9 protein-coding genes are annotated in these 17,970 nt (G+C 74.3%); 5 read left to right on the top strand and 4 right to left on the bottom strand.

Annotated elements, in window-relative coordinates:
• Positions 1-123 precede the first annotated feature (123 nt).
• Positions 124-1,398, top strand: a complete 1,275-nt coding sequence (locus tag OG776_RS22550; RefSeq protein WP_329322451.1) for an MFS transporter — start codon at positions 124-126, stop codon at positions 1,396-1,398.
• Positions 1,399-1,540: 142 nt separating this feature from the next.
• Here the strand turns inward: OG776_RS22550 and OG776_RS22545 are convergent, their stop codons facing one another.
• Together OG776_RS22545 and OG776_RS22540 are read right to left on the bottom strand one after the other, a co-directional pair.
• Complete coding sequence (locus OG776_RS22545; RefSeq protein WP_148009137.1) at positions 1,541-3,196, bottom strand: ATP-binding SpoIIE family protein phosphatase; 1,656 nt, start codon at positions 3,194-3,196, stop codon at positions 1,541-1,543.
• Between the two features lie 241 nt (positions 3,197-3,437).
• Positions 3,438-4,814 carry an NAD(P)/FAD-dependent oxidoreductase gene (locus OG776_RS22540; RefSeq protein ID WP_329322449.1) on the bottom strand — a complete coding sequence of 459 codons (1,377 nt, stop codon included), beginning with the start codon at positions 4,812-4,814 and terminating at the stop codon, positions 3,438-3,440.
• A 372-nt stretch (positions 4,815-5,186) separates the two neighbouring features.
• Between OG776_RS22540 and OG776_RS22535 the strand changes: the two genes are divergently transcribed.
• Entirely contained in the window at positions 5,187-5,951 is a 765-nt protein-coding gene (locus OG776_RS22535; protein ID WP_148009139.1) for a TetR/AcrR family transcriptional regulator, read from the top strand.
• 489 nt (positions 5,952-6,440) lie between these two features.
• The gene (locus OG776_RS22530; RefSeq protein ID WP_329322447.1) at positions 6,441-8,462 is read left to right on the top strand and encodes a sigma-70 family RNA polymerase sigma factor; all 2,022 of its coding nucleotides are present in this window, start codon (positions 6,441-6,443) and stop codon (positions 8,460-8,462) included.
• A 66-nt stretch (positions 8,463-8,528) separates the two neighbouring features.
• On the opposite strand, the gene OG776_RS22525 is transcribed toward OG776_RS22530, so the two are convergent.
• Both OG776_RS22525 and OG776_RS22520 read right to left on the bottom strand, forming a co-directional pair.
• Positions 8,529-11,870: a BTAD domain-containing putative transcriptional regulator gene (locus tag OG776_RS22525; protein WP_329322445.1), complete on the bottom strand. Its 3,342-nt coding sequence runs from the start codon at positions 11,868-11,870 to the stop codon at positions 8,529-8,531.
• 445 nt (positions 11,871-12,315) lie between these two features.
• Positions 12,316-14,412, bottom strand: coding sequence for an asparagine synthase-related protein (locus OG776_RS22520; protein ID WP_329322443.1), 2,097 nt, complete (start codon positions 14,410-14,412; stop codon positions 12,316-12,318).
• 748 nt (positions 14,413-15,160) lie between these two features.
• Between OG776_RS22520 and OG776_RS22515 the strand changes: the two genes are divergently transcribed.
• Together OG776_RS22515 and lhgO are read left to right on the top strand one after the other, a co-directional pair.
• The gene (locus OG776_RS22515) at positions 15,161-16,585 is read left to right on the top strand and encodes an MFS transporter (protein ID WP_148009140.1); all 1,425 of its coding nucleotides are present in this window, start codon (positions 15,161-15,163) and stop codon (positions 16,583-16,585) included.
• 142 nt (positions 16,586-16,727) lie between these two features.
• Positions 16,728-17,963: an L-2-hydroxyglutarate oxidase gene (lhgO, locus tag OG776_RS22510; RefSeq protein WP_329322440.1), complete on the top strand. Its 1,236-nt coding sequence runs from the start codon at positions 16,728-16,730 to the stop codon at positions 17,961-17,963.
• Positions 17,964-17,970: the final 7 nt, after the last annotated feature.

The raw sequence follows: 17,970 nt of genomic DNA, 5'->3' as shown, positions 1-17,970 counted from the left end.
GCGTTGAAGTCCTTCGAGGTGTAGAGTTCAACTTCTAACTTTAGCTTCGAAGTCTTCAGGCCTGCACCCTTCCCGGTGCGGGCCTGAGCTTCGCGACCAAGGCAGGTGAAAGTGACCAGGGCGATGGGCGCAGCGATGCGCCGGATCCACGTGGGCAACGCACTCGGAGCGTTCGGGCTCGGCTTTACCGTCCCCTTCCTCTATGTCTATGTGGCGCAGGTGCGGGGACTCGGCTCCATGACGGCGGGCGTCGTGCTCGCCGTCTTCGCCGTGGCCGCGCTCGTGGTGCTGCCGTTCGCCGGACGGGCCATCGTCCGGCGCGGCCCGCTGCCGGTCCTGCTCACCGCCCTGGCCACCGCCGCCCTCGGAGCGCTGAGCCTGGGGCTCGCGAGCACCGCCACGACGGTGGTGCTGTCGGCGGCGGCGCTCGGTGCGGGGCAGGCCGTGATGCAGCCGGCGCTGGCGACGATGATCGTGGACTGCTCCACCGCGGAGACCCGTTCGCGCGCCTTCGCCACACAGTTCTTCCTGCAGAACCTCGGGCTCGGGGTCGGTGGGCTGATCGGCGGCCACATCGTCGACACCAGCCGGGCGGCTTCGTTCACGCTGCTGTTCGCGATCGAGGCGGCGATGTTCCTGGTGCTCGTCGTGATCATGGCGACGGTGCGGATGCCGCGTGCGCCGCGGATCCGGGACGCGGCGCCGCAGGCCAGGGGCGGCGGCTGGCGGCAGCTGCTCGGCGACCGGGCCATGGTGCAGCTGTCCGTGCTGGGCTTCGTGCTGTTCTTCGCCTGCTACGGGCAGTTCGAGTCCGGACTCTCCGCGTACGGCGTGGAGGCGGCCGGGATCTCGACCTCCGCGCTCGGTACGGCGATGGCGGCGAACACGGCGATGATCGTGGTGGCGCAGTTCGCGGTGCTGAAGCTCGTCGAGCGCCGGAAGCGGTCCCGGGTGATCGCCGCGGTGGGGCTCATCTGGGCCGTCGCGTGGCTCGCCGCCGGGTACGCGGGGCTCGGGCACGGCAGCCGGACGATGGCGACCGCCGCGTTCGTCTCGACGTACGCGCTCTTCGGACTCGGTGAGGCGATGCTGTCGCCGACCGTGGCGCCGCTGGTCGCCGATCTGGCACCGGCGGGCCTGGCCGGGCAGTACAACTCCGCCTTCGCCCTGGTGAAGCAGCTCGCGCTGGCCATCGGTCCGGCGGCGGGCGGTCCGATGGGTGCCTCGCTGCACGGTCCGTACGTCGTGACGTTCCTGCTGTTCTCGCTGGGCATCACGGTCCTCGCGGTGCGGCTCGGGCGGCACCTCACTCCGGTGCAGGACCAGCCGTGGACGGCGAGGAGCCGGGTGGTCGCCCAGGGCGGGGCGCCCGCGGAGCCGGTCACGGCGCACGCCTGACGGGCGGCACTCGGACGTACTGCACACGGCCGGACGATTTGCGGACGGGCCGTCACCACCTCGTGTGGTGGCGGCCCGTTCCGTATGAGGAAGAGGGTCGGCGGGGACGCCCGTCCGCGCCCGGTGCCGCGAGGGGTGGGGCTCAGTGGGCGGCGCGGGGGAGTGCGAACTCGCACCACACGGCTTTTCCGCCGCCGGGGGTGCGTCTGGAGCCCCAGCCCGAGGCGATGGTGGCGACGATCGCGATGCCCCGGCCCGCCTCGTCGGCGGGCTCGGCGCGGCGGCGGCGCGGGAGGTGGTCGTCGCCGTCGGTGACCTCGATGATCAGGCGGCGGTCGGTCCGGCGCAGTCGCAGCCGCATCGGCGGGGTGCCGTGCTGCAGGGAGTTGGCGACGAGTTCGCTGGTGGCGAGGACGCCCAGGTCGTGCAGGTCCGCGGGGAAACGCCAGCTCGTCAGGACGCCGGAGGCGAAGGCCCGCGCGCGGGGCGCGGCTTCGACCCCGCCCAGCAGTTCCAGCGCGGCGTTGCGGAAGAGCTCGCCGTCGGGGCCCGTGCGGGCGGGGTGCTGGAGGACCAGGACCGCCACGTCGTCGTCGTGGTCCGCGGTGACGCCCGCCGAGCGGACGAGCCGGTCGCAGACGACCTGGGGTGTGCCGGTGGCGCCGGCGAGGGCGCGCTCCAGGGCGGCGATGCCCTCGTCGAGGTCCTCGTTGCGACGCTCCACCAGACCGTCGGTGTAGAGGACGGCCGTCGAGCCGGGTCCGAGCGGGACCGATCCCGAGGCGTGCATCCAGCCGCCGGTGCCGAGGGGCGGTCCGGTGGGTTCGTCGGCCCGCAGCACGGTGCCGTTCTCGTCGCGCACGAGGATCGGGAGATGGCCCGCCGACGCGTACACGAGCCGGCCCTCGTTGGGGTCGTGGACGGCGTACGCGCAGGTGGCGATCTGGTTGGCGTCGATCTCGGTGGCGAGGCCGTCGAGGAGCTGGAGCACCTCGTGCGGGGGCAGGTCGAGGCGGGCGTACGCGCGCACGGCGGTGCGGAGCTGGCCCATGACGGCCGCGGCCCGCACCCCCCGTCCCATCACGTCACCGATGACCAGGGCCGTACGGCCGCCGCCGAGGGTGATCACGTCGTACCAGTCGCCGCCGACCGCGGCCTCGGTGCCGCCCGGCTGGTAGGTGGCGGCGACCCGCAGGTCGTCGGGCTCCTCCAGCTCCTGGGGGAGCAGGGAGCGCTGGAGGGTGACGGCGGTCTCGCGCTGGCGGCGCTCGCTGGCACGCAGCCGCTCGGCGGCCTCGGCGTGGTCGGTGACGTCGGTGGCGAAGACCAGCACGCCGCCGTCGGGTCCGTCGGGCGTGGCGTCGACGGGTGTGCAGGTGAAGGTGTACGAGCGGCCGCCGGGCGCCTTGCGGGACTTGACCGTACGGGGTTTGGCGCTGCGCAGGACCTGGTCGAGGAGGGGGAGCAGGCCGATCTCCGCGAGCTCGGGCAGTGCCTCGTGCGCGGGCTCGCCGACGGGCCGGGGCCCGAAGGCGGCCGCGTAGGCGTCGTTGACGTAGGCGAGGCGGTGCTGCGGGCCGTGCACGAGCGCGACGAGGGCCGGGACACGGTCGAGGACCTCGCGCACGGGAAGGTCGTCGACGGCGGGGGCGGGCTCCCGGCCTTCGGTCGGCCGCTCGGCGCGGGCCGCGGGCACGGCCCCCTCGCCTCGCCGGTCGGGGGAGGCGGTGTGCTCGGTCCGCGCTGCGGCGCGGCGCTGCGTTCCGGGGAGCCGGGCGCTCCAGCGCGTGAAATTCACCGAATCCTTGCCTCGTGATCCTTGCCTGGTGGTGGTCGTCTCCGGTCGGCTCCGGATCCGGTCGGGGTGGGCCCGCGGCGCGGTCGCCGAGGGCCGCGTCCCCTGGGGGTGCGGCGCTTGGGAAGAAGCCTCTTGGGTGCGGAGAGCGAGCCGTCGGCCCGCCCAGGGTCGTGGACCAGTCTGGCCGACCGGACCGACATCCGTCAGACGCCCGCCTGATCGGCGGAGTTCCTGACTCCGGTCAGGACGACCCCTTCGGGTCGAGCTTCGGGTCGAGCGGATGTTTTCCACCGGCCGCGAGTTCGAACTCCGCTCGGGGGTGTTCGAGGGATCCGAGGGACACGATCTCCCTCTTGAAGAGTCCCGCCAAGGTCCATTCGGCGAGTACACGGGCCTTGCGGTTGAAGGTCGGGACCCTGCTGAGGTGGTAGACGCGGTGCATGAACCAGGCAGGATAGCCCTTCAGCTTGCGGCCGTAGACGTGCGCGACGCCCTTGTGCAGCCCCAGGGACGCGACCGAGCCGACGTACTTGTGGGAGTACGTCTCGAGCGGTTCGCCGCGCAGGGAGTGCGCGATGTTGTCCCCGAGGACGCCGGCCTGGCGCACCGCGTGCTGGGCGTTGGGCGCGGTCTCCGTGCCGGTCTCCGCGGCGGTGACGTCGGGCACGGCGGCGGCGTCTCCGGCCGCCCACGCGTGCGGGGTGCCGTCGACGGTGAGCTGCGGGGTGCACCGGAGACGGCCGCGTGCGTTCAGCGGCAGGTCGGTCGCGGCGAGCACCGGGTGCGGCTTCACCCCGGCGGTCCACACGACCGTACGGGTGGGGAAGCGGGCGCCGTCACTGAGGACGGCGATCCGGTCGGCGCAGGAGTCGAGGCGGGTGCCCAGGCGTACGTCGATGTTGCGGCGGCGCAGCTCGGTGATCGTGTACTTGCCCATCTCCTCGCCGACCTCGGGGAGGATGCGGTCGGAGGCCTCGACGAGGATCCACTTCATGTCCCCGGGCTCGATGTTGTGGTAATACCGCGCCGTGTAGCGGGCCATGTCCTCCAGCTCGCCGAGCGCCTCGACGCCCGCGTATCCGCCTCCCACGAAGACGAAGGTCAGGGCCGCGTCGCGGATCGCGGGGTCGCGGGTGGAGGAGGCGATGTCCATCTGCTCGATGACGTGGTTGCGCAGGCCGATGGCCTCCTCGACGGTCTTGAAGCCGATGGCGAAGTCGGCGAGGCCGGGGATCGGGAGGGCGCGCGAGATCGAGCCGGGGGCGAGGACGAGTTCGTCGTAGGTGAGCTGTTCCGTGCCCACGCCCTCCTCGGTGGCGAGCGTGCTGAGCGTCGCGGTGCGCCGGGCGTGGTCGATGGAACGGACCTCGCCGATGACGATCCGGCAGCGGTCGAGGACCCGGCGCAGCGGGACGACCACATGGCGCGGGGAGATCGAGCCGGCGGCCGCTTCGGGAAGGAACGGCTGATACGTCATATAGGGGTCGGGCGAGACGACGACGAGCTCGACCTCGCCCCGTTTAAGTTCCGACTTCAACTTCCGCTGGAGACGGAGGGCGGTGTACATCCCGACGTAGCCGCCGCCGACGATGAGAATGCGCACAGGTTCCTTCACCATCCCATGACGCACCCAGCTCTGGAGTTTGTCCACAGGCTCGACAATTTGTGTGACCGGCCGCCGTGAACGCGGAGGGTTGGTCGATTTGCCGGAGTACGCGGGAAATTCGCAGGTCAGTACGGGTGAATAGGGGGTGCGGAGGGGGCGTAAACGGGAGGTATCCGGCCCGTACTCCGATCGGGGGGCGCTCCGTGCGGAACCTGCCCCTTCTGAATTGACCCTCACTCAACTATGTTCGTGTGTCGACGGGGTGTAGGGGGATGTGCTGGACGAGTCCGCGCGGCGGGTTCGGGAATCAGGCCCGTTCCACTCGCCCCGCCTTCCAATGGCGGGGAGTCTCCGGGGGGAGACGTCATTACCGGGGGAACGCTTATGCACATTCAGGACTCTCATTGGTCGTCCGCGTCTGCCATCGCATCCGGTGGCACGGTCGGCGCGGCAGCGGGCGGCAACGGCCGTGGTCCGGGGGACGGATCGCGGACGGCGCCGCTGCGCGTGGACGCACAGCGCAATCTGGAACACGTACTGCGCGCGGCGCGCGAGGTCTTCGGCGAGCTGGGATACGGCGCGCCGATGGAGGACGTCGCGCGGCGCGCCCGGGTCGGTGTCGGCACGGTGTACCGGCGCTTCCCGAGCAAGGACGTCCTGGTGCGCCGGATAGCCGAGGAGGAGACCTCCCGGCTGACCGATCAGGCGCGCACGGCGCTCGGTCAGGAGGACGAACCGTGGTCGGCGCTCTCGCGCTTCCTGCGGACGTCGGTGGCCTCGGGCGCGGGACGGCTGCTGCCGCCGCAGATCCTGCGGGTCGGTGTCGCGGAGGACGAGACCGTCGCGGACGAGGCCCGGGTGCCTCAGCAGCGGTCCCAGTCCGGCACCGAGCTCAGGCTCGTCGAGCAGAGGCCTTCGCCCGAGGACGTGGTCGACGACGCCGGAGCGGCCGCGCTGCTCGACGTGGTGGGCCGGCTGGTGGACCGGGCGCGGGCCGCGGGCGAGCTGCGCCCGGACGTGACCGTGGCGGACGTACTGCTGGTGATCGCCACGGCCGCGCCCTCGCTGCCGGACGCCGCCCAGCAGGCCGCGGCCTCGGCCCGGTTGCTGGACATCCTGCTGGAGGGACTGCGCTCGCGCCCGGCGTGAGCGGCCACGGACCCGTCCGGCGGCGACCGGATCTCCCGCGGCGGTGGACCACCGGGCGCGGGCGCTCCGGACACGGGCGCTCCGGACAGCCGCGCCGCGCGCACGCCGTCGCGCACGCCGTCCACGGGCGCGGGGAGCGGTGCTCACACCCCGCGCACCGTCCGCCCGTCCGAACCACCGCGCCACCCGCACGACCCGCACCACCGGCACGGCCCGTGTCACCCGTCGCGTCGGGTGGCGCGGGCCGTGCGGCTTTCTCCGGCCGACGCCCAACACGGGCGTACACAACGGTACATAGCGGTCATCGTGCCAACTCCCCCTCCGGAAGCATTTATTGACTATTCCCCAAACGGGTGACCGCTAGAGCTCTCGTGCGGCAAAACCCCACGGACGAGTGGTTGGTCCGTGAGACACGGTCCCGCCCCGGAACCGTGTGGCACTCTGTCCCGGTATTCGGGTCCGAGTGTGTGCAGGCGGGGGCTTTCCGCGATGAGCGTTGACGGGCGGGACGAGTCACTCGGTGACGGGGGCGCGGAGGCGGGTGGCCTGCCCTCGCAGCAGGTTCCCAGCCAGGGCGGACCCCCGGGAGACGATCTGGGCCCCTCCGCCCCCCCGAGGCCCGCGGGCGTCCCGAACCCGTCCGGCGCCCCGCACCTCCCCGGCCCCTCCGGGGGCGGCCAGGGCCCGACCGGCGACCCCAGCGTCCCGGCGCAGCGCGACCGGTTCGACCCCCGCGACGTCAGCAGTGTGCTGCCGTCCCCGCCCGAACAGCCGCCGTCCGACGCCGATCTGATCGGACGCATGCGCTCAGGCGACGACACGGCCTACGAGGCGCTGTACCGCCGCCACGCGGAGGCCGTCCGCCGCTACGCCCGTACCTGCTGCCGGGACGCGCACACCGCGGACGACCTGACCGCCGAGGTGTTCGCTCGCATGCTCCAGGCGGTGCGCGGCGGCCACGGCCCCGAGCACGCCGTACGCGCGTACCTGCTGACCACCGTCCGCCGGGTCGCCGCCCACTGGACGAAGACCGCGAAACGCGAGCAACTGGTCGACGACTTCGCGGTGTTCGCCGCGCAGACCGCGCGCGGCACGGAGAGCCCCGACGACGACACGCTCGGCCTCGGCGCCGACGCGCGCGCGCTGCGCGAGGCCGACCGGTCGATGGCCATGCAGGCGTTCCGCTCGCTGCCGGAGCGCTGGCAGGCGGTGCTGTGGCACACGGAGGTCGAGGACGAGTCGCCGAGCGAGGTCGCCACGCTCTTCGGGCTGGACGCCAACGGCACCCGTGTCCTCGCCAGCCGCGCCCGCGAGGGGCTCAAGCAGGCCTACCTCCAGGCCCACGTGAGCGCCACGCTCACCGGCGACGAGGAGTGCGCGCGCTACGCCGACCGGCTCGGCGCCTACGCCCGCGGCGGACTGCGCACCCGGGCCGAGCGCGGGCTGCGCAAGCACCTGGAGGAGTGCGCGAAGTGCCGGCTGGCCGCGGGCCAGATCAAGGAGGTCGCGAGCGGTATCCCGGCCGTCGTGCCGGTCGCGGTCATCGGCTGGTTCGGCGCCGCCGGGTACGCGAAGGCCGTCGCGCTCATCGCCGGCGGTGCCGGAGCCGGCGCGGCGGGCGCGGCGGGCGCGGCCGCCGCGGCGGGCGGCTCCGGTGCGGCCGGCGGCGGCGCGGCCGCCTCCGAAGGGCTCGGGGCGCCCGTCAAGGCCGGGATCGCGGCGGGCGTCGTCGCCGTGGCCGCCGCGGCGGTCGCACTCGCCCTGGTGGGCAACGAGACCGCCGCCAGGAAACCCGAGGCCAGACCCGCCGCCTCCCCCGCCGTCGAAGCGCCGCCCCGGACACCGGCGCTCCCGCCGTCGAAGAGGCCCGCGCCGCAGCAGCCGGTCGCGGCGACCGTGCCCACGCGCGCCCCCGCCCCCGCCCCGGCGCCGAAGTCCCCCCCGAAACCCGCGCCCACGCCGTCCCCGACCCCCACGAAGACGGCCGCGGACCCCACCCCCGACCCCACACCGCCCCCGCCCCCGTCGCCGCCGCTGCCCCCGGACCCGGCGCCCACCCCGACGCCCGCACCCGAGCCGGTCGTCTACCGGTGGAACCAGCTGCGCTACGACCTCACCGGCGACCACACCCGGCCCGAGATGCGGCTCGGCGCGAGCAGCTGGGTCTGGCAGCGCTGGGGGATGTCGATCGCGGACCAGCGGTACGCGTACGGAGTGACCGTCCACGGCGCGTCCTCCGTCACCGTCGACCTCAACCGCCCCTGCTCGGCCTACGAGGCCCGGGTCGGCGTCGACGACCTGACGATGGGGCTCGGCCGGGTCAGCTTCTCCGTCTACGCCGACGGAGCACACCTGTGGCGGTCACCCCTGGTCGCGGGCGGGGACCGCGCGATCCCCGTCCGGGTGGACCTCACGGGCCGCAGGACGGTCCGGCTCGTCGTGGAACCGCGCACACCGTTCGACTCCGTGACGCTGGCGGACTGGGCGGAGTCGAAGTTCGAGTGCCGGTGAGCCCCACCACGTCCGGGGCGGCGCCGTCAGCGGCGCCGAACCCTGCCGGCCGCCGGGCCCACCGGGCTACCGGCTCCCCACGGAGGGCTCCCGCGCGGGGTGCTCCCGCACCGCGTCCGCGAGATCGCGCAGCGCGTCGTCGGCGGTGAAACCGGCCCCCCTGCCGCGCTCCGACGCATAGCGGCCGGAGCCGAGGACCGCCCGGGCGGCGGCCTCGCCGCGTTCCGCCGCGGCACGCTCCAGGGCGAGCCGGGGGTGACCGCCGCGCCACCGCTCCCCCGCGGTGAGCAGCCGGGTCGCGCGGGCATGGTCGCCGAGCCCGGACAGCAGACCCGCCGCGCTCTCGACCAGGCTTGCCGTCACCGTGTCGGCGCACCGCCCCGCGACGGCCGCGTCCAGGGCGGCGGCCATCTTCCGCAGGCCGCGCTCCGGGCCGGACTCGGCGGCCGTGATGAGCGCCTCCACCCAGTTCAGCGCCGCCATGAACTGGGGCGGCGGAGTGCCGCGCAGGCTCATCTCGTGGGCCTTGCTCCACATGTCGCGCGCGAGGGCCGTCTCGTCGTCGTCCAGCGCCAGCTGGGCGCGCAGCAGCCGGACGAAGGCCCGGGAGTCCGTCACCCCGTACCGATCGGCCGCCGCGTCCGCCTCGTCAAGGGCGGCCAGCGTCTGCGCGCGCTCGCCGGAGCGGTAGGCGAGTTCGGCCAGCCGCGCCAGCAGGAACGGCGTCTCGGCGTTCGCGCCGACCTCGAAGGCGAGCCGCAGCGCCTCCTCGTACTCCGCCTTCGCCTCGTCGAAGAGGCCGCGCGCCATGGCCGCCTCCGCGGCGGCGCTGCACACCTGGGCGCGCATCCAGCGGTCGCCCACCCGCCTGCTCAGCACGCGCAGTTCGGCGAGGTCGTCGTCCACGCCGGGCATGCCGCCCGGAGCGTCGACGACCATGTGGGTACGGAACATCAGGGTGACGCCGATCGCCCAGTCGTCCCCGTAAGCACGGCAGTTGGCGACCGCCTTCTCCATCGCCGGGCGCACGTCGTACGAGCCGCTCAGGAAGAAGGCGGCCATCGGCCAGACGATGCCCGGCATGCTCGCCGCGTCCGGGCCGCCCTTCTCGAAGGCGTCCCGCACTCGCTCGACGTACTCCCTCAGGCGGGGGTTCGTCTCCTCGCCCAGCTGCTCGGTCTCCACCCGCATGAACAGGTGCAGCATCCGCACCCGCATCCGCAGACGGTGCAGCGGGTGGGACTCCTCCCTGCCCGGCGCGTCGAGGAAGGCGTCCAGCGGGTCGAAGCGTTCGAGCCCGGCGAGCCCGGCGCCTCCGTGCGCGCCGGGCGCGGATCCGGTCGCGTCCAGCGCCGCTCCCAGGCGCAGGACGCGGTCCGTCCAGTCCGTGCCCTCGTCACGGAAGTTGCGCAGCCACCAGAACCAGCCCATGGCCAGGACGAGCGAGCCCGCCTCCTCCTCGGCACCTGCGACGAGTGCGCGGTGCAGGGCCGCCCGGATGTTGTCGAGTTCGGTCTCCAGACGGCGGATCCAGGGCAGTTGGGCGGCGGAACGCAGCAGCGGCTCGGCCCGCTCGGCGAGCCCGCGTGCCCACACGCGGTGGCGGCGCTCGGCCTCGGCGCGCAGATCCGGAACCTCGGCGGCACGCTCGGCGGCGTACTCGTGGATGGTCTCCAGCATCCGGTACCGCATGCCTCCGCCGCCACGCGTCCCGGCGGCGCCGCTCCTGTCGTCGTCCGGGTCGTACGGGGTCGCGACGACGAGGGACTTGTCGACGAGGGCGCCGACGAGGTGGGCGGCGGGACCGGTGCAGACGGCCTCGGCGGCGGCGAGGTCCCAGCCGCCGGCGAAGACCGACGCCTCGCGGAGCACGGTCCGCTCCGCCTCGTCGAGCAGGTCCCAGGACCAGTCGACGACGGCGCGCAGGGTCTGCTGGCGGGGCAGCACGGTGCGGCTCCCGGAGGTGAGCAGCCGGAAGCGGTCGTCGAGGCGGTCGGCGATCTGCCGCGGGGTGAGCAACCGCAGTCGGGCGGCGGCCAGTTCGATGGCCAGGGGCAGGCCGTCGAGCCGCCGGCAGATCTCGTCCACCGCGTCCGGATCGCCCAGCGCCACGTCGGCACCGGGACGCACGGCGGCCGCGCGCTGGGTGAACAGACGCCGTGCGGGATCGGGCGGGAGCGGCTCGACCGGGCGCACCGACTCGCCGGGCACGCCCAGGGGTTCACGGCTGGTGGCGAGGATCGTGAGCCCGGGGCAATGGGTGAGGAGGGTCTCGGCGAGGTCGGCCGCGGCGCCGATGACGTGTTCGCAGTTGTCGAGGACGAGGAGCAGGGGGCGGGCGGCGCAGTACTCGACGAGCAGGGCGACCGGGTCGTCCTGGCCGGTGACCGTCTCGTTGCTCATCAGCGCGGTCTCGCGCAGGCCAAGGGCGCTGACCACGGCGCCGGGGACCGCCTCCGGCCGGTCGAGCGGGGCCAGTTCGACCAGCCACGCCTGCGGAAGCCCGGTGGCGGCCTCCTCGGCGAGGCGGGTCTTCCCCGAACCGCCCGGCCCGGTCAGCGTGACCAGGCGGGCCCCCCGCAGATCGGAGCGGATGGCCTCCAGATCGGTCTCCCTCCCGACGAAGGAGTTCAGCCGCGGGCGGATGTTGCTGTTCCGCCCGGGCCGGACGGGTATCGGCGTCGGCCCGCTCTCCCGGCCGAGCAGCTCCGCGTGCAGGGAACGCAGTTCCGGACCCGGATCGGTACCCAGGCCGTCCAGCAGGGCGCGGCGCACCTCCTCGTACGCGGCCAGCGCGTCCGCGCCGCGGCCCGCGTCGCGCAGGGCCCGGAGAAGCAGCGCGCGCAGGGCCTCGTCGTACGGGTGGTCGGCCGTCAGCTCCCGCAGTTCGGGTACGAGGTCGGGGGCGCGGCCGAGTCGCAGGTCCGCCTCGATGCGGGTGCGCGTCGCCTCCAGGCGGAGTGCCTCGACGCGGGTGGCGGCGCCGCGGTCGGGGAGGTCCGCGAGGGCGGGGCCGCGCCACAGGGCGAGGGCCTCGCGGAGGCTGCGGGCGGCGGTGGGGGCGTCGCCGTGTCCGAGGGCCGCGGTGCCTTCGCGCACCAGTCGCTCGAAGACGAACAGGTCGATGTCGTCGCTGGTGGCGCGCAGACGGTAGCCGCCGGGCTCCGAGACGACGGCGTCCCTGCCGAGGGCGCGGCGCAGACGGCCGACCAGGGCCTGCAGGGCGGCCGGTGCGTCCAGCGGGGGGTCGTCGGCCCACACCTCGTCGATCAGGGTTTCCGGGGAGGTGGTGCGGTCGGGGCGGCGGGCCAGGGCGGTGAGGAGCGCGCGGACGCGGGGGCCGCCGACCGTGGTCGGGGTTCCCCGCTCGTCCTCCGCCTGGGCGACTCCCAGGATTCTGTACCGCACGTACCCATTCTCACCGGCGCGGGTGAGTGGGGCCGAGGGTTTCCCCTCCGACCGGGCGTCGCGCCCGTCGCTGCCGCCGAAACCCGTCCCTCGCCCCCGCCGCCCCTACCCGTCCCATCTGTACCTGGGGGCTCCGCCCCCAGACCCCCACCAGGGGGCGCTGCGCCCCCTGGCCCCCCATCGCCCGAAGGGCTCGTCCTCAAACGCCGGACGGGCTGAAGATACGCGCCTGCCCCGCCACCGATCCGCACCCGGACCCGGACCCGGACCCGGCGACGCTCGGAAGGGGCCGTGCCGGTGTGCCGAGGCCGTCGCTTACGTCCGGGTCGAGCAGCGGCTCGCATGCCCGGTCCACGTCTGATCCAGCGGCGACGGCCTCGGTACACCGGCGCGGCCCCGACCCACCACCGCCGCCCGCACCACCCGCGGACGTCGACCCGGCGGCCTACCCCCGCCCCCCGGCCCCCGCCCCCAACGCCCGCCCCTGCGGAACGATCCCCGCGGGTACCGCCCGCTGCCGGGCGGGCGTCCCCGTCCAGCACGTCCCCCGGCGGGCCAGCAGCCGTCGCAGCCACAGCTCCAGGGCGACCAGGTCCGCGAGCCCGTCCAGCGGCAGCGGCTCCCCCGCCGCGGCCGCCCGCAGGGCCTTGCGGACGACCCGCGCCTCCACCAGCCCCGCCTGCGCGAGCAACGGCGTGTCGAAGAGCGCGATCAGGGAGTCCGCGGCCACCCGCAGCCCCGTCCGCGCGGCCGCCGCCGAGGACGCGTGCGACGGCGCCCCCCACCCGGGCGGCAGTTCGGCGACCCCGGCCCCCTCCAGCACCGAACGCAGGATCTCCGCCCGCGCCCCCGGCTGCACCCGCAGCGCCTCCGGAAGGACACGGCAGGCGCGGACCACCTGGTTGTCGAGGAACGGCATGTGCAGCCGCTGGAACCGGATCTCGGCGGCCTGCTCCAGGACACGGAGATCCCCGGCATGCCGGGCGAGCGCCGCACGGGCCCGGAAGTCACCGGGCCGCTGTCCGGGCCCGACCCCCGGCCGACCTGTGATTCCCTGCAGGCGAACCGATACTTCAGCCAACGCCTCACCGGTCAGCCAACGCGCCGCGGGACCGGGCCTGGCCCAGGTGAGCGCGGCGAGCGACGCCCCGACCGCTCCGCCGGGTTCCTCGAACCGCCGGTGCAGCAGCCGGTCGGCGAGGACGTCGACACCGGTCCGGTACGGCGTGCGGGCCAGCTTGCGTGCCGCGCCGTACACGCGCGCGGGAACCATGACCGAGCCGTCGGCCTTGGCCAGCGCGGCGACGGGCCGCACCAGATGACGTCTCTTGCGGTCCATCAGCAGGTCGGCCAGTCGCGCCGGATGGGCGTCGAGCACCTGCCGGGCCCCGTACCCCGTGAAGTGGTCCGCGCTGCCGGCGGCGAGCCGCGCCCGGTGCCGCGCCGCGGTCACCAGCGAGGGTCCGGGCTCGTCGGTCAGCGGTCCGTCCAGGTCGGCGTAGGGGAGGGTCTCCTCGGTCCCGGCGACGACCACGTGGTGCAGCCGCGGGTTGGCGGCCAGCGTCCCGGCCCGCTCCAGTTCGGCCTCCCGCCCGCGCGCCGTGAGGTCGTTGAACGTGACCGCGAGCAGCCGTTCGCCGGCTCCCGTGCCATGCCCCAGTACGGTCCCGGGCGCACCGGGGAGCCCCGCGGCGAGCAGGGCCAGCGTCCCCGAGGCCGGTCCGCCCGAGAGGTCGGCCCCGATCCCGGGCACCGGCATGCCCCGCGCCGCGCGCCGTTCCGCCGGGCCCATCCCGGGCACGGGCCCGGGGTCGATGTCGGTGCCGGGCACGTGCCGGGGCGCCGCGAGCCGCGCGCGCACCGCCTCGACCAGCGCGTCGCGGACGCCGTCCACCGCGCGCTCGGGGTCGGCGGAGGGCGCAGCGACGGCGAGCGAGGCGACGGGTTCGTAGCCGGCGATCTCCCGCGCACCGGTACGCAGGATCAGTGCGTGGCCCGGCGGGATGCGCCGCACGCCCTCGTAGGGGGTGGAGTCGTGGACGGCGGCCGGGACGTCCGGGGCCGCGAGCACGGCCGCCAGGTGTCCGAAGTCGAGGTTGGCCTCGATGAGGTCGGCGAGGGGGAGCGCGGCGGTCGCGTACGCCGTGCCGTCGGCCCAGGGGGTGTAGAAGACGGGCCGGACGCCCGCGAGATCGCCCGCGACGGTGACGCGGCGGCCGACCTGGACGACGGCGGTGTAACTGCCGGACCACGCGGTGAGATGCCGCAGTGCGCCGCCGCGCGCCGCGAAGAGGCCGACCCTGAGCTCCTCGTCGCTCGCGCCGCAGATGCCGAGGACCGCGATCCGGTTCTGCTCGTCGGCCTTCACGACGCGGACCTCGTCGGGGCGCCAGTCACCGACCGCCCAGAGCGGATCGGGGTCGCCCCACAGGAGTTGGGAGCCCACCGGGTGCACGGTCTCGCCGTCGCTTCCGGTGGCGCCCGCCGAACCGATCTCGGGCGCCCTGGCGGCGGTACTGCTCCACCCCACCAACCACCGCATCGACGCCTCCACGGACTGTGGACAACCAGTGCACCGTACGAACTCGGCACCATGCTGCCACGAAGAGTGCGCGCGGGAGGCTTCCTGCGACGGCTCGCGCCCCCTGGAATGCGCCCCCGCGAACGCCTGCGCGCCGCTGGGGGGCGACTGCAAAGCCGATCCGGAACAACTGCGAACGCCCGCCGGGACAGGCGGCGTTCGGGGGAGACGGGGGGACGGTGCACCGAGGACGGGGGTGGATCTGCGACGCGAATGCGCCCCCGATACGCTCCCCCGAGACACCCTGCGCGCCCTCAAGTCGCGTGGTAGGAGCGGTAATCACCCACGCGAGGCACCGTCGATTTTCGGCCAAATCGGCCACGGGCGGACAGTCGTGGACACGCTCCGTACAGGCCCTGCGCACCGCTCGGCCGACGCACGGTCCGGGAGGCGGAGTTCGCCTCCCGGACCGGTCCGCCGCCCGCGGGGATGGAGGCGGCGGTGTCCCCCAGCCCACTGGATCCAGTACAGCGGGCCGACCCACGCACCCTCCATGGAAGCGCTCTCCCGATAGCCGGAGAAGAGCGCACGGGCGGGCGCACGGCCACACGCCAGGAGCACGCCGCAACCGTCCGTACTTCCGTACGGACCACAATCCCGCCATCCGGAACAACGCCCCTTAACGCATGGGATGCGGCGAACTACGCTGGGTTTACGAATGCCGCATGGTTATGCCAGCGCGGCAGCCGTCTGTGTCGAGGGGTGGCGCATGTCCAGGGAGCAACGCGGGCCGAACGAAAAACTCGGCGCCGTTCTCGCCCTCGCGGGAATCAGCAACGCAGGACTCGCGCGGCGCGTCAACGATCTTGGCGCTCAACGCGGGTTGACTCTTCGCTACGACAAGACGTCCGTGGCGCGCTGGGTGTCGAAGGGGATGGTGCCCCAAGGGGCGGCGCCCCATCTCATCGCGGCCGCCATCGGACAGAAGCTCGGCCGCCCGGTGCCGCTCCACGAGATCGGCCTGGCGGACGCGGATCCCGCCCCGGAAGTGGGCCTCGCCTTCCCCCGGGACGTCGGGCAGGCGGTGCGTTCGGCCACCGATCTGTACCGTCTCGACCTCGCCGGCCGCCGGGCCGGCAGCGGCGGCATCTGGCAGTCGCTGGCGGGTTCCTTCGCCGTCAGCGCCTACGCGACCCCCGCCTCACGCTGGCTGATAACCCCGGCCGACAGTTCGGTGGCGCGGGACGCGAACCCTGCCGAGGGCTCCGCGGCGGCACTGAAAGTCGGCCACAGCGACGTGCAGAAGCTCCGCGAGGCCGCCGAGGACGCCAGACGCTGGGACTCCAAGTACGGAGGCGGCGACTGGCGTTCGTCGATGGTGCCGGAGTGCCTGCGGGTCGAGGCGGCTCCACTGCTGCTCGGCTCGTACTCCGACGAGGTCGGAAGGGCCCTCTTCGGGGCGTCCGCCGAACTCACCCGGCTCGCGGGCTGGATGGCCTTCGACACCGGCCAGCAGGAGGCGGCGCAGCGCTACTACATCCAGGCGCTGCGGCTCGCCAGGGCGGCGGCGGACGTCCCCCTCGGGGGCTATGTGCTCGCCTCCATGTCCCTCCAGGCGACCTACCGGGGCTTCGGCGACGAGGGCGTCGACCTCGCCCAGGCCGCCCTGGAGCGCAACCGCGGCCTCGCCACGGCCCGCACGATGAGTTTCTTCCGGCTCGTCGAGGCCCGCGCCCACGCGCGCGCCGGGGACGCCCACGCGGCCGGCGGCGCCCTGCGGGCGGCCGAGGGCTGGCTGGAGCGCGCCCGGGACGGCGACAACGATCCCTCCTGGCTGGGCTTCTACTCGTACGACCGGTTCGCCGCCGACGCGGCGGAGTGCTACCGCGACCTCAAGGCGCCCCGCCAGGTCCGCCGCTTCACCGAGCAGGCGCTGTCGAAGCCGACCGAGGAGTTCGTCCGCTCCCACGGTCTGCGCCTGGTGGTGTCGGCGGTCGCCGAGCTCGAGTCGGGCAACCTGGACGCGGCGTGCGAACAGGGCGTACGGGCGGTGGAGGTCGCCGGGCGCATCTCCTCGGCGCGCACGACCGAGTACGTGAAGGACCTGCTGCACCGGCTGGAGCCGTACGGCGACGAACCGCGCGTGGCGGAACTCCGCGAGCGCGCGCGACCGCTGCTGATGGCTCCCGCGTAACCGGAACCGCCCCGGTGCGCGGGGACGGGACGGGCCCCCGCGGGACACGGGCCCGCCCGTTCCCCGCCCGCGCGACGCCCACTCGTCCGTCTGTCCGATCTTCGCGGCGCTTTCCGGGTTTGAGGGCATTGTCAGTGGCGCAGTGCACTATCGGAGCCGGGAGGTGGAGCAGGTGCGGATCGTCCACGACTGCGATGTGCTGGTGATCGGCGGCGGGATCGTGGGCTTGTCGACGGCCTACGCGATCACGCGCGCCGCGCCGGGCACACGGGTGACCGTGCTGGAGAAGGAACCCGGCCCGGCCCGGCATCAGACGGGACGCAACAGCGGGGTGATCCACAGCGGGATCTACTACCGGCCGGGCTCCCTGAAGGCGCGGTACGCGGTGCGCGGCGCCGCCGAGATGGTCAAGTTCTGCGCGGAGTACGGCATCGCGCACGCCGTCACCGGCAAGCTGATCGTCGCCACGGAGAAGTCCGAGCTGCCCCGCCTGCACACCCTCGTGCAGCGGGGCCGGGAGAACGGCATCCCGGTGCGGGAGCTGGGCCCCGGCCAGATTTCGGAGTACGAACCGGAGGTGCGCGGCCTCGCCGCCATCCACGTCGGCACGACGGGGACGTGCGACTACGTGGCGGTCGCCCGGCAGCTCGCGGAGTCCTCCGGCGCGGAGATCCGGTACGGCGCCGAGGTCGTCCGCATCGACCGGCGGGACGCCCTCGGAGTCGCCGTCCTGACGGGCGACGGCACGATCGTCCGCGCCCGGGTGCTGGTCAACTGCGCGGGACTGCGGTGCGACGAGATCGCGCGGCTCGCGGGGGACGAGCCCGGCATGCGGATCGTGCCGTTCCGCGGCGAGTACTACTCGTTGGCGCGGCCCGAGCTGGTGCGGGGGCTCGTCTATCCCGTGCCGGACCCCGCCTTCCCGTTCCTCGGGGTGCATCTCACCCGGGGGATCGACGGGGACGTCCACATCGGGCCCAACGCGGTGCCCGCGCTCGCCCGGGAGGGGTACGGGTGGGGGGTGATCCGGCCCCGGGAGGTGGGCACGACCCTGGCCTGGCCCGGGTCGTGGCGGATGGCGCGGCGGCACTGGTGGTACGGGGCGGGGGAGCTGCGGCGGTCGGTGTCCAGGACGGCGTTCACCAGGGCCGTGCAGCGGTTGCTGCCCGCGGTGACGGTGGACGATCTGCTGCCGGCGGCGGCGGGGGTGCGGGCGCAGGCGGTGCTGCGGGACGGGACGCTGGTGGACGACTTCCTGATCGAGGAGGGGGTGCGGACGGTGCACGTGCTGAACGCGCCGTCGCCCGCCGCGACGGCGGCGCTGCCGATCGGCAGGGAGGTGGCGCGCCGGGCACTCGCCGCGCTGGCCTCGACCTGAGTCCCCT

Origin of the sequence: Streptomyces sp. NBC_01689, from assembly GCF_036250675.1 — a bacterium.
Lineage (GTDB): Bacteria > Actinomycetota > Actinomycetes > Streptomycetales > Streptomycetaceae > Streptomyces.
This window is presented reverse-complemented; position numbering and strand designations above follow the sequence as displayed.